Here is a 13,407-nt window from a genome sequence, read left to right as displayed (position 1 = left end):
ACCCCCACCCCCTTCCAGTGGCAGGGCCGAGCGCGGCCCGCAGACCACGACTGCACAAGGAGAAGAACGCAGATGGCACAGCGCAGCAAGGCATACAAGGCGGCCAAGGCCGCGATCGGCGAGGACCTGTACTCGCCGGTGGAGGCGATCCGCCTCGCCAAGGAGACCAACCCCTCCAAGACCGACGCCACCGTGGAGGTGGCCCTCCGCCTCTCGGTCGACCCCCGCAAGGCCGACCAGATGGTCCGCGGCTCCGTGAGCCTGCCCCACGGCACCGGCAAGACCGCCCGCGTCGTCGTGTTCGCCACCGGTGACCGCGCCGAGGCCGCCCGCGCCGCCGGCGCGGACGTCGTGGGCGACGACGACCTGATCGCCCGGATCTCCGAGGGCTGGGTGGACTTCGACGCCGCCGTGGCCTCCCCGGAGCTCATGGGCAAGGTCGGCCGCCTGGGCAAGGTGCTCGGCCCCCGCAACCTGATGCCGAACCCCAAGACCGGCACCGTGACCCCGGACGTGGCCAAGGCCGTGGCCGACATCAAGGGCGGCAAGATCGACTTCCGCGTCGACAAGCACTCCAACCTGCACTTCATCATCGGCAAGACCTCCTTCGAGGCCAAGGCCCTGGTGGAGAACTACGCCGCAGCCCTCGAGGAGGTCCTGCGTCTGAAGCCGTCCTCCTCCAAGGGCCGCTACATCTCCAAGGCCACCGTGGCCACCACCTTCGGCCCGGGCGTGCCCATGGACCCGAACGTGACCTCGGTGGACTCCTCGGAGCTCTGAGCCACGCGGCCCCGGTGATCGGGGCCCACGACGCCGGCCGGTCGTCCCCGCAGCGGGGCGACCGGCCGTCGCCGTCGCGGGTCGATTTTGCGGACCCGTCCCGGACGTGTACGCTGGTGCCTACCGAAGACCGCCGGTCGTGGTGCCCTGCCTCCGGGCAGAGCCCACCGAAGGATCTCCCTGACGGAGACGGCCCGCGCAGGTGAACGTGAGCCACGCTCGCATCCGCACGTCGACCCTCCGGGTCCGGCCGCGTCGATGCTCCTGCTGCGCCCCGTGCATCTGCACGGGGCGTTTTCTCGTCTCGGGGTGGCGGTTCCCACGCATCATCGAGAGGAGTGCCATGGCGACGTCCGCGAAGGAGTCGGCGGTGGCTGAGCTCACGGACCTGTTCCGTGAGTCCAGCGCCGCTGTTCTGACGGAATACCGTGGCCTGACGGTGACGGAGCTCAAGCAGCTGCGTGACTCCATCCGTCAGGACGCGACCTACGCCGTGGCGAAGAACACGCTGGCCGAGATCGCGGCCAAGGACGCCGGTCTGGAGGGCCTCGAGGCTCACCTGTCCGGTCCCACCGCGATCGCGTTCGTGACCGGGGACCCGGTCAACGTCGCCAAGGCCCTGCGTGACTTTGCCAAGGATCACGAGAAGCTCGTGCTCAAGGGCGGCTACATGGATGGCCAGCCCCTGGACGAGGCCGGCATCAAGAAGCTCGCGGACCTCGAGTCCCGCGAGGTGCTGCTGGCCAAGTTCGCCGGCGCGATGAAGGGCAGCATGTCCAAGGCTGCCGCCCTGTTCCAGGCGCCGCTGTCCAAGACCGTCCGCACGGTCGAGGCGCTGCGCGCCGCGCAGGGCGAGGCTGCCTGAGCAGTCCGCCCCGGGCTGCACGGCCCACCACTTCACACGTAGTCAAGACGTACCCGTAAAGGAGCCATCATGGCCAAGCTGACCACCGAAGAGCTGCTCGCCGCGTTCGAGGAGCTGACCCTCATCGAGCTGTCCGAGTTCATCAAGGCGTTCGAGGAGAAGTTCGACGTCACCGCCGCCGCCCCCGTGGCCGTGGCCGCCGCCGGCGGTGCCGCCGGTGGTGCCGAGGCCGCCGCCGCCGAGGAGAAGGACGAGTTCGACGTCATCCTCGAGGCCGCCGGCGACAAGAAGATCGGCGTCATCAAGGAGGTGCGCGCCCTCACCTCCCTCGGCCTGAAGGAGGCCAAGGACCTGGTGGACGGCGCTCCCAAGCCCATCCTCGAGGGCGTCAACAAGGAGACCGCCGAGAAGGCCAAGGAGCAGCTCGAGGGCGCCGGCGCCACCGTCACCCTCAAGTGATGATCGCGGCTTGAGCCGCATCACGCCTCCTCACGAGGCCCCCGGACCCGCACTGCGGACCGGGGGCCTCGTGGCGTCCCAGGTCACGCACCCGCGGCTGGACAGGGGCGACGGGCGCGGATAGGATGGATATTTGCATCTCCCCTGTTCCGTGCCGCCCGCAGGACCTCGCGTCCCGCCGTGGCCCGCACGGTTCCGCACGGCCTTCATATAGCGGTGGGCCGGCGCCGCCGTCTCGCGGCAGGGGAGCGAACGGAACCCAGAAGGCCTGTGGAAGGATCCTACGTGGTCGCCTCGAGCACCTCCAACGAAACCGCTACCGTCTCCCCGCGATCCGGCGCCTCCGCCGGACGCGTCTCCTTCGCCAAGATCTCCGAGCCGCTGGACGTGCCGGACCTGCTGGCGCTGCAGACCGAGTCGTTCGACCGCCTGATCGGCAATGAGCGGTGGGCCGCGCGCGTGGACGCCGCCCTGGCCGCCGACGACCACTCCGTGCCCGTCACCTCGGGACTGACGGACATCTTCGAGGAGATCTCCCCGATCGAGGACTTCCAGGGCACCATGTCCCTGTCCTTCGCCGAGCCCGAGTTCGCCGACGCGAAGATGACGGAGGAGGAGTGCAAGGATCGCGACGCGACCTTCTCCGCCCCGCTGTACGTCAAGGCCGAGTTCATGAACAACACGACCGGCGAGATCAAGCAGCAGACCGTCTTCATGGGCGACTTCCCGCTGATGACCCGCAACGGCACGTTCATCATCAACGGCACCGAGCGCGTCGTCGTCTCCCAGCTGGTCCGCTCCCCGGGCGCCTACTTCGAGCGCACCCCGGACAAGACCTCGGACAAGGAGATCTTCTCCGCGAAGATCATCCCCTCGCGCGGCGCCTGGTTCGAGCTCGAGGTGGACAAGCGTGACCAGGTCGGCGTCCGCCTCGACCGCAAGCGCAAGCAGCCCGTGACGGTGCTGCTCAAGGCCATGGGCTGGACCGAGTCCCGCATCCTGGAGGAGTTCGGCCACTACGACTCCATCCGCGCCACCCTCGAGAAGGACGGCACCGCGGACCAGGACGAGGCCCTGCTCGACATCTACCGCAAGCTGCGCCCGGGCGAGCCGGCCGCCGTCGACGCCGCGCAGACGCTGCTGAACAACCTGTACTTCACCCCGAAGCGCTACGACCTCGCCAAGGTGGGCCGCTACAAGCTCAACCGCAAGCTCGGCGTGGACGTGCACCTCGGCGACCCCAACGCGTCTGTGCTCACCGAGGACGACATCGTCCAGATGGTGCACTTCATCGCCGCGCTGCACGCCGGCGAGACCGTCATCAAGGGCACGCGCGACGGCGAGCCGGTGGATGTGCGCGTGGAGATCGACGACATCGACCACTTCGGCAACCGTCGCATCCGTGCGGTGGGCGAGCTGATCGAGAACCAGATCCGCACCGGCCTGTCCCGCATGGAGCGCGTCGTGCGCGAGCGCATGACCACCCAGGACGTCGAGGCGATCACCCCGCAGACCCTGATCAACATCCGCCCCGTGGTGGCGGCGATCAAGGAGTTCTTCGGCACCTCGCAGCTGTCCCAGTTCATGGACCAGAACAACCCGCTGGCCGGCCTGACGCACAAGCGTCGCCTGTCCGCGCTCGGCCCGGGCGGCCTGTCCCGCGACCGTGCCGGCATGGAGGTCCGTGACGTCCACCCGTCGCACTACGGCCGCATGTGCCCCATCGAGACCCCGGAAGGCCCGAACATCGGCCTCATCGGCTCGCTGGCGACCTTCGGCCGGATCAACTCCTTCGGCTTCATCGAGACCCCGTACCGCCGCGTGGTCGACGGCCGGGTCACGGACACCGTGGACTACCTGACCGCCGACGACGAGCTGGCCTTCCAGATCGCCCAGGCGAACGCCCCGGTGGATGAGGACGGCCGGTTCGAGGAGGAGCTCGTGCTCTGCCGCCAGCGCGGCGGCGACGGCGAGCCCGTGCTCTCGACCGTGGACGAGATCGACTACATGGACGTGTCCCCGCGCCAGATGGTGTCGGCGGCCACCGCCCTGATCCCGTTCCTCGAGCATGACGACGCCAACCGCGCGCTCATGGGCGCGAACATGCAGCGTCAGGCCGTGCCGCTGCTCCGCTCCGAGGCCCCCTACGTGGGCACCGGCATGGAGAAGTACGTGGCCGTGGACGCGGGTGACTCCGTGACGGCCACCCAGGGCGGCGTCGTGACCGAGGTGGCCGCGGACCTGGTGACCGTCATGAACGACGACGGCACCACCACGCACTACCCGATCATGAAGTTCGCGCGCTCGAACCAGGGCAACGCCTACAACCAGCGCGTGCGCGTGTCCGAGGGCGAGCGGGTGGAGCCGCTGAGCATCATCGCCGACGGTCCCGCCACGGACAACGGCGAGCTCGCGCTCGGCAAGAACCTCCTCGTCGCGTTCATGCCCTGGGAGGGCCTGAACTACGAGGACGCGATCATCCTGTCCCAGCGCATGGTCTCGGAGGACGTCCTCACCTCGATCCACATCGAGGAGCACGAGGTCGACGCCCGAGACACCAAGCTGGGCGCCGAGGAGATCACCCGCGACATCCCCAACGTGTCCGAGGAGGTGCTGTCGCAGCTCGACGAGCGCGGCATCATCCACATCGGCGCGGAGGTGGAGGCCGGCGACATCCTGGTCGGCCGCGTGACCCCGAAGGGCGAGACCGAGCTGACCCCGGAGGAGCGCCTGCTGCGCGCGATCTTCGGCGAGAAGTCCCGCGAGGTCCGCGACACCTCCCTGAAGGTGCCGCACGGCGAGTCCGGCACCGTCATCGGCGTGCGCATCTTCGACCGCGACGAGGACGACGACCTGCCCCCGGGCGTGAACCAGCTGGTGCGCGTCTACGTGGCGCAGAAGCGCAAGATCACCGACGGCGACAAGATGGCCGGCCGCCACGGCAACAAGGGCGTCATCTCGAAGATCCTGCCGCTCGAGGACATGCCGTTCCTGGCGGACGGCACCCCGGTGGACATCGTGCTGAACCCGCTCGGCGTCCCCGGCCGCATGAACCTCGGCCAGGTCATGGAGCTGCACCTGGGCTGGGCCGCCTCGCGCGGCTGGGACATCCAGGGCGAGCCGGAGTGGATCAAGGACCTGCCGAACTTCCCGCGGCAGTCCGGTCCGGTCAACGTGGCCACCCCGGTGTTCGACGGCGCCGAGGCGTACGAGATCACGGGCCTGCTCGGCCACGTGAACGTGACCCGCGACGGCGACCGTCTCATGAGCGACAGCGGCAAGGCGCAGCTGTTCGACGGCCGCACCGGCGAGCCGTTCCCGGACCCGGTGTCCGTGGGCTACATGTACATGCTCAAGCTGCACCACCTGGTGGACGACAAGATCCACGCCCGTTCCACGGGCCCGTACTCGATGATCACGCAGCAGCCGCTGGGCGGTAAGGCCCAGTTCGGCGGCCAGCGCTTCGGCGAGATGGAGGTGTGGGCGCTCGAGGCGTACGGCGCGGCGTTCACCCTCCAGGAGCTGCTGACCATCAAGTCCGACGACATCCACGGCCGCGTGAAGGTCTACGAGGCCATCGTCAAGGGCGAGAACATCCCGGAGCCGGGTGTTCCCGAGTCCTTCAAGGTGCTCATCAAGGAGATGCAGTCCCTCTGCCTGAACGTGGAGGTCCTCTCCGCCGACGGCCAGGCCATCGAGATGCGCGACGCGGAGGACGAGGTCTACCGCGCCGCCGAGGAGCTGGGCATCGACCTCTCCCACGCCGAGCCGAGCTCGGTGGAGGAAGTCTGAGCCGGGCCCGATCCCGCATCCACAAGACGTCACCTGAGAACCACTGAACCAAGGGAGTTCACCGGAGCATGAGCGTGAACAGCATGTCCACTGACAACTCTTTCGGCCTGATGCGCATCGGCCTGGCCACGGCGGAGGACATCCGCCGCTGGTCCTACGGCGAGGTCAAGAAGCCGGAGACCATCAACTACCGCACCCTGAAGCCGGAGAAGGACGGACTCTTCTGCGAGAAGATCTTCGGCCCCACCCGTGACTGGGAGTGCGCGTGCGGCAAGTACAAGCGCGTGCGCTTCAAGGGCATCATCTGCGAGCGCTGCGGCGTCGAGGTGACCCGCTCGAAGGTGCGCCGCGACCGCATGGGCCACATCGAGCTGGCTGCGCCGGTCACCCACATCTGGTACTTCAAGGGCGTGCCCTCGCGCCTGGGCTACCTGCTGGACCTGGCGCCGAAGGACCTCGAGAAGGTCATCTACTTCGCGGCGTACATGATCACCTCGGTGGACGAGGAGGCCCGGCACCGCGACCTGGCCAACCTCCAGGCCGAGTACGACCAGGAGACCCGTGTCCTGGCCGACCAGCGTGACTCCGACATCGCCGCGGTGGCCGCCGACCTCGAGAAGGACCTGGCCAAGCTGGAGTCCGAGGGCGCCAAGGCCGCCGAGAAGAAGAAGGCCCGCGACGCCGCGGACAAGACCATGGCGCAGATCCGCAAGCGCGCGGACGCGGAGCTGGACCGCAAGGAGCAGGTCTGGGACCGCTTCAAGAACCTCAAGGTCGCCGACCTCGAGGGTGACGAGGGCCTGTACCGGGCCATGCGGGACAAGTACGGCCAGTACTTCGAGGGCTCGATGGGCGCGGAGGCGATCCAGCGTCGCCTGCAGACCTTCGACCTCGAGGCCGAGTCCGAGATGCTGCGTGAGACCATCAAGACGGGCAAGGGCCAGCGCAAGACCCGTGCCCTGAAGCGCCTGAAGGTCGTCAACGCGTTCATGACCACGGACAACTCGCCCGAGGGCATGGTCCTGGACGCCGTCCCGGTGATCCCGCCGGAGCTGCGTCCGATGGTGCAGCTGGACGGCGGCCGCTTCGCGACCTCCGACCTCAACGACCTGTACCGTCGCGTGATCAACCGTAACAACCGCCTGAAGCGGCTGCTCGACCTCGGCGCGCCCGAGATCATCGTCAACAACGAGAAGCGCATGCTGCAGGAGGCCGTGGACTCGCTGTTCGACAACGGCCGCCGCGGCCGGCCGGTGACCGGCCCGGGCAACCGCCCGCTCAAGTCGCTCTCCGACATGCTCAAGGGCAAGCAGGGCCGGTTCCGTCAGAACCTGCTCGGCAAGCGCGTGGACTACTCGGGCCGCTCGGTCATCGTGGTGGGTCCCCAGCTCAAGCTGCACCAGTGCGGCCTGCCGAAGCAGATGGCGCTGGAGCTGTTCAAGCCGTTCGTGATGAAGCGTCTCGTGGACCTGAACCACGCGCAGAACATCAAGTCCGCCAAGCGCATGGTGGAGCGCTTCCGTCCGCAGGTCTGGGACGTGCTCGAGGAGGTCATCACCGAGCACCCGGTCCTGCTGAACCGCGCCCCCACCCTGCACCGTCTGGGCATCCAGGCCTTCGAGCCGCAGCTCGTGGAAGGCAAGGCCCTGCAGCTGCACCCGCTGGTCTGCTCCGCGTTCAACGCGGACTTCGACGGCGACCAGATGGCGGTCCACCTGCCCCTGTCGCCGGAGGCCCAGGCCGAGGCGCGCCTGCTCATGCTCTCGAGCCACAACATCCTGAAGCCCTCGGACGGCCGCGCGGTCGCCGTGCCGGCCCAGGACATGATCATCGGACTGAACCACCTCACCACGGTGCGTCCGGACGAGGTCGGCGCGGGCAACCTGTACGCGACCGTCGGCGAGGCCATCATGGCGTTCGACGGCGGCGACCTGCATCTGAACGCGCCCGCACGGATCGGCGTCGAGGGCTTCGTGCCGTCGGCGGACGTGCCGGCCCCCGAGGGCTGGTCCGAGGGCGAGATCGCCCTCATCGAGACCACCCTGGGCAAGGTGCTGTTCAACGAGCTGCTGCCGGACGACTACCCGTGGCTGGACAAGCAGGCGACCAAGGGCACCCTCGGTCAGCTGGTCAACGACCTGGCCGAGCGCTACCCGATGGTCGTCACCGCGCAGACGCTGGACAACCTCAAGGACGCCGGCTTCCACTGGGGCACCTGGTCGGGTGTGACCGTGGCGATCTCGGACATCACCTCCGACTTCGACAAGGCCGCCATCATGGAGGGCTACGAGGAGCAGGCCCAGCGCGTGCAGCAGCAGTACGACAAGGGCCTGATCGCGGACGACGAGCGTCGCTCCGAGCTGATCGACATCTGGAACAAGGCCACCGACGAGGTCGCCGCGGCCATGAAGGACGGCCTGCCGGAGCTCAACACCATCAACCGCATGGTGTCCTCCGGTGCGCGAGGCAACTGGCTCCAGGTGCGCCAGATCGCGGGCATCCGCGGCCTCGTGGCCAACCCGAAGGGTGAGATCATCCCGCGTCCGATCAAGTCCTCGTACCGCGAGGGCCTGTCCGTGCTCGAGTACTTCTCCGCCACCCACGGCGCCCGCAAGGGCCTCGCGGACACCGCGCTGAAGACCGCGAACTCGGGCTACCTGACCCGTCGTCTCGTCGATGTGTCCCAGGACGTCATCGTCCGCGAGGACGACTGCGGCACCGAGCGCGGCCTGTCCGTCACGATCGCCGCCCCGAACGCCGACGGCGAGCTGGTGGCCCACGAGCAGGTCGAGAACTCGGCCTTCGCCCGCACGCTGGCCCAGGACGTCACGGGCGAGGACGGCACGGTGCTGGCCTCGGCCGGTGCGGACGTGGGCGACGTGCTGATCGGCGAGCTGGTGGCCGCCGGCGTCACGGAGATCAAGGTCCGCTCGGTCCTGACCTGCGAGTCCGCCGTGGGCACCTGCGCGAAGTGCTACGGCCGCTCCATGGCCACCGGCCAGCTGGTGGACATCGGCGAGGCCGTCGGCATCATCGCGGCCCAGTCGATCGGTGAGCCGGGCACCCAGCTCACCATGCGCACGTTCCACACCGGCGGTGTGGCCTCGGCCGACGACATCACGCAGGGTCTGCCCCGCATCCAGGAGCTCTTCGAGGCCCGCACCCCGAAGGGCGTGGCCCCGATCTCCGAGGTCGCCGGCCGCGTGACCATCGAGGACACCGAGACGTCCGTGCGCCTGCTGCTCACGCCGGACGACGGCTCCGAGGAGATCGCCTACCCGGTGCTGCGCCGTGCGCGCATCCTCGTGGCCGACGGCGAGCACGTGCCGGTGGGCACGCAGCTCGTGGCCGGCGCCGTGGACCCGAAGCAGGTCCTGCGCGTGCTCGGCCCGCGGGCCGCGCAGCGGTTCCTCGTGGACGAGGTGCAGAACGTGTACCAGTCCCAGGGCGTGGGCATCCACGACAAGCACGTGGAGGTCATCGTCCGGCAGATGCTGCGTCGCATCACCGTCATCGAGTCCGGTGACACCGACCTGCTGCCGGGTGAGCTCACGGACCGGTCGCGCTTCGTGGCCGCCAACCGCGCCGCCGTCGCCGAGGGCCGCCAGCCGGCCTCCGGCCGCGACGAGCTGATGGGCATCACGAAGGCCTCGCTGGCCACGGACTCGTGGCTGTCGGCCGCGTCCTTCCAGGAGACGACCCGCGTCCTGACGCAGGCGGCCATGGAGGGCAAGTCCGACCCGCTGCTGGGCCTGAAGGAGAACGTGATCATCGGCAAGCTGATCCCGGCCGGCACGGGCCTGGACCGCTACACGAAGACCGTCGTGGAGCCGACGGAGGAGGCGAAGGCCAACCTGTTCGCCTCGCCGGCCGGCTTCGCGGACTTCGACTACCCGGGCCTGGACCAGTCGCTCGGCGAGAACGACTTCCACGCCGTCTCGCTGGACGACTACGACCGCGGGGGCGACTTCCGCGCCTGATCCGCGTCCCCAGGGGCCCGCCGTTCCGCCGCTCACGCGGGGGAGCGGCGGGCCCTTTGGCGTGCGGGGCCGGCTCGTCGACGGCGCCGGGGCGTGCTATGCTGTCAAGGATTGTTTTTCGTGTGGCAAATTGGACGCTGTCCGGGTCGCGGGGTCATTGCGCGGCAGATGCCACACTTTTGCACGCCTGCGGACGTCTGCTCGTTGCGAGCCCCCACAGGGAGAGGCAGAGCAGAGGAACGAGCAGCCGGCGCCCCGGGCGCCGGTCGATCACGTCAGCGATCACCGAAACACAGGAAGGCTGAAGAGTGCCTACGATTCAGCAGCTGGTCCGCAAGGGCCGCTCACCCAAGGTCGTCAATACGAAGGCCCCTGCCCTGCAGGGGAACCCCATGCGTCGTGGCGTGTGCACCCGTGTGTACACCACCACGCCCAAGAAGCCGAACTCGGCGCTGCGCAAGGTCGCCCGTGTGCGCCTGAACGGCGGCATCGAGGTCACGGCCTACATCCCCGGCGAGGGCCACAACCTGCAGGAGCATTCGATCGTGCTCGTCCGCGGCGGTCGTGTGAAGGACCTGCCCGGCGTGCGCTACAAGATCGTGCGCGGCGCCCTCGACACCCAGGGCGTGAAGAACCGCGGCCAGGCCCGCTCCCGCTACGGCGCCAAGAAGGAGAAGAAGTAATGCCTCGTAAGGGTCCTGCGCCGAAGCGCCCCCTCGTCGTCGATCCCGTCTACGGCTCCCCGCTGGTCACGCAGCTGATCAACAAGGTGCTCGTCGACGGCAAGAAGTCCACCGCCGAGCGCATCGTGTACGGCGCGCTCGAGGGCGCCCGTGCCAAGAACGGCGCCGATCCCGTGGCCACCCTCAAGAAGGCCATGGACAACATCAAGCCGGCCCTCGAGGTGCGCTCCCGCCGCGTCGGCGGCGCCACCTACCAGGTGCCCGTCGAGGTCAAGCCGGGCCGCTCCACGGCCCTGGCCCTGCGCTGGCTGGTCGGCTTCTCCAAGGCCCGCCGTGAGAAGACCATGACCGAGCGTCTGATGAACGAGATCCTGGACGCCTCGAACGGCCTGGGCGGCGCCGTGAAGCGTCGCGAGGACACCCACAAGATGGCCGAGGCCAACAAGGCCTTCGCCCACTACCGCTGGTGATCCGTGTGGCCCGGGGCGCGCGATCCGCGCCTCGGGCCGCAGGTGCGTCCTCTCGGACGGGCCACCCACCGCATCCACCTCACGAGCCCCCCATTCCACCCGACCAAGGGAGACACCGTGGCACAGGACGTGCTGACCGACCTGCACAAGGTCCGCAACATCGGCATCATGGCCCACATCGATGCCGGCAAGACCACCACCACCGAGCGCATCCTGTTCTACACGGGTGTCAACCACAAGCTGGGCGAGACCCACGACGGCGGCGCGACGACGGACTGGATGGAGCAGGAGAAGGAGCGCGGCATCACCATCACCTCCGCCGCGGTGACCTGCTTCTGGAACGACCACCAGATCAACATCATCGACACCCCCGGCCACGTGGACTTCACGGTCGAGGTGGAGCGCTCGCTGCGCGTGCTCGACGGCGCCGTCGCCGTGTTCGACGGCAAGGAGGGCGTGGAGCCCCAGTCGGAGACCGTGTGGCGCCAGGCGGACAAGTACAACGTCCCGCGCATCTGCTTCGTCAACAAGATGGACAAGCTGGGCGCGGACTTCTACTTCACCGTCGACACCATCGTGAAGCGCCTCGGCGCGCGTCCGCTCGTGATGCAGCTGCCGATCGGCGCCGAGAACGACTTCGTGGGCGTCGTCGACCTGCTCTCCATGAAGGCCTTCGAGTGGCCGGGCGACGCCAAGGGCGACGTCACCATGGGCGCCTCCTACGAGACCCGCGAGATCCCCGCCGAGCTCCAGGAGAAGGCCGAGGAGTACCGCAACGAGCTCGTCGAGGCCGTCGCCGAGACCTCCGAGGAGCTCATGGAGAAGTACCTCGAGGGCGAGGAGCTCACCGTCGAGGAGATCCAGGCCGGCGTGCGCCAGCTGACCGTGAACGCCGAGGCCTACCCGGTGTTCTGCGGCTCCGCGTTCAAGAACCGTGGCGTGCAGCCGATGCTGGACGCCGTGGTCGCCTACCTGCCGAACCCGCTGGACGCCGGCTCCGTCAAGGGCCACGCCGTGAACGACGAGGAGGAGGTGCTGGAGCGCGAGGCGTCGAAGGAGGCCCCGTTCTCGGCGCTCGCCTTCAAGATCGCCACGCACCCCTTCTTCGGCACGCTGACCTTCATCCGCGTGTACTCCGGCCGCCTGGAGTCCGGTGCGCAGATCCTCAACGCCACCAAGGGCAAGAAGGAGCGCATCGGCAAGCTGTTCCAGATGCACGCCAACAAGGAGAACCCGGTGGACGAGGTGGTCGCCGGCCACATCTACGCCGTGATCGGCCTCAAGGACACCACCACGGGCGACACCCTGTGCGATCCCGCGAACCCGATCATCCTCGAGTCGATGACCTTCCCGGAGCCCGTGATCTCCGTGGCCATCGAGCCGAAGACCAAGGGTGACCAGGAGAAGCTCTCCACCGCCATCCAGAAGCTCGTCGCCGAGGACCCCACCTTCCGCGTGAACCTCAACGAGGAGACCGGTCAGACCGAGATCGGCGGCATGGGCGAGCTCCACCTGGACGTGTTCGTGGACCGCATGAAGCGCGAGTTCAAGGTCGAGGCCAACGTGGGCAAGCCTCAGGTCGCGTACCGCGAGACCATTAAGCGCAAGGTCGACAAGGTCGACTACACGCACAAGAAGCAGACCGGCGGCTCCGGCCAGTTCGCCAAGGTGCAGCTGTCCTTCGAGCCCCTGGACACCGCCGAGGGCGAGGTCTACGAGTTCGAGAACGCCGTCACCGGCGGTCGCGTGCCCCGCGAGTACATCCCCTCGGTGGACGCGGGCATCCAGGACGCCATGCAGTTCGGCGTGCTGGCCGGCTACCCGATGGTCGGCGTGAAGGCCACCCTGCTCGACGGCGCTTACCACGACGTCGACTCCTCGGAGATGGCGTTCAAGATCGCCGGCTCCCAGGCCTTCAAGGAGGGTGTCCGCAAGGCCAACCCGATCATCCTCGAGCCGCTGATGGCCGTGGAGGTCCGCACCCCCGAGGAGTTCATGGGCGACGTCATCGGCGACCTGAACTCCCGCCGCGGCCAGATCCAGTCCATGGAGGACGCCACCGGCGTGAAGGTGGTCAACGCCCTCGTGCCGCTGTCGGAGATGTTCGGCTACATCGGCGACCTGCGCTCCAAGACGCAGGGCCGCGCGGTGTACTCGATGACCTTCCACTCCTACGCCGAGGTCCCCAAGGCCGTGGCGGACGAGATCATCCAGAAGTCCCAGGGCGAGTGACCGCAGGTCACCTGCTCTGAACGACCTGCCCCGGGTCGGCCGCCGCAGCCGCGGCCGGCCCGGGGCGACCGGACCGCCCTCCCCGGCGCGGCGGTCCGCGATCAGGACGGGTCAGGTCCGGTCCGCTTCCGGCGGTCCCGACGGCC

General features: G+C 68.6%; 8 protein-coding genes. All 8 read left to right on the top strand.

What is annotated here, in order from left to right:
* Positions 1-72: 72 nt before the first annotated feature.
* The gene (rplA, locus tag G6R13_RS04080; RefSeq protein WP_036317746.1) at positions 73-780 is read left to right on the top strand and encodes a 50S ribosomal protein L1; all 708 of its coding nucleotides are present in this window, start codon (positions 73-75) and stop codon (positions 778-780) included.
* Between the two features lie 343 nt (positions 781-1,123).
* Positions 1,124-1,645, top strand: a complete 522-nt coding sequence (gene rplJ / locus G6R13_RS04075) for a 50S ribosomal protein L10 (protein ID WP_002854782.1) — start codon at positions 1,124-1,126, stop codon at positions 1,643-1,645.
* Between the two features lie 69 nt (positions 1,646-1,714).
* Positions 1,715-2,104 (top strand): 50S ribosomal protein L7/L12, encoded by a 390-nt coding sequence (gene rplL / locus G6R13_RS04070; protein WP_010080376.1) that lies wholly within the window; start codon positions 1,715-1,717, stop codon positions 2,102-2,104.
* A gap of 285 nt (positions 2,105-2,389) precedes the next feature.
* Positions 2,390-5,896 (top strand): DNA-directed RNA polymerase subunit beta, encoded by a 3,507-nt coding sequence (rpoB, locus tag G6R13_RS04065; protein ID WP_036381530.1) that lies wholly within the window; start codon positions 2,390-2,392, stop codon positions 5,894-5,896.
* An 83-nt stretch (positions 5,897-5,979) separates the two neighbouring features.
* Positions 5,980-9,876, top strand: a complete 3,897-nt coding sequence (locus G6R13_RS04060; protein ID WP_036381533.1) for a DNA-directed RNA polymerase subunit beta' — start codon at positions 5,980-5,982, stop codon at positions 9,874-9,876.
* Positions 9,877-10,184: 308 nt separating this feature from the next.
* Entirely contained in the window at positions 10,185-10,559 is a 375-nt protein-coding gene (rpsL, locus tag G6R13_RS04055) for a 30S ribosomal protein S12 (protein ID WP_002854787.1), read from the top strand.
* Positions 10,559-11,029, top strand: a complete 471-nt coding sequence (gene rpsG / locus G6R13_RS04050; RefSeq protein ID WP_010080379.1) for a 30S ribosomal protein S7 — start codon at positions 10,559-10,561, stop codon at positions 11,027-11,029. The genes rpsL and rpsG overlap by 1 nt, the downstream gene beginning before the upstream one ends.
* Before the next feature lie 117 nt (positions 11,030-11,146).
* The gene (fusA, locus tag G6R13_RS04045; protein WP_163721095.1) at positions 11,147-13,261 is read left to right on the top strand and encodes an elongation factor G; all 2,115 of its coding nucleotides are present in this window, start codon (positions 11,147-11,149) and stop codon (positions 13,259-13,261) included.
* Positions 13,262-13,407 lie beyond the last annotated feature (146 nt).

Source organism: Micrococcus sp. Alg238-R198 (assembly GCF_900537135.1).
Lineage (GTDB): Bacteria > Actinomycetota > Actinomycetes > Actinomycetales > Micrococcaceae > Micrococcus > Micrococcus luteus.
Note: the sequence above shows the minus strand (reverse complement) of the source record. Positions and strands in the feature narration are given on the sequence as shown.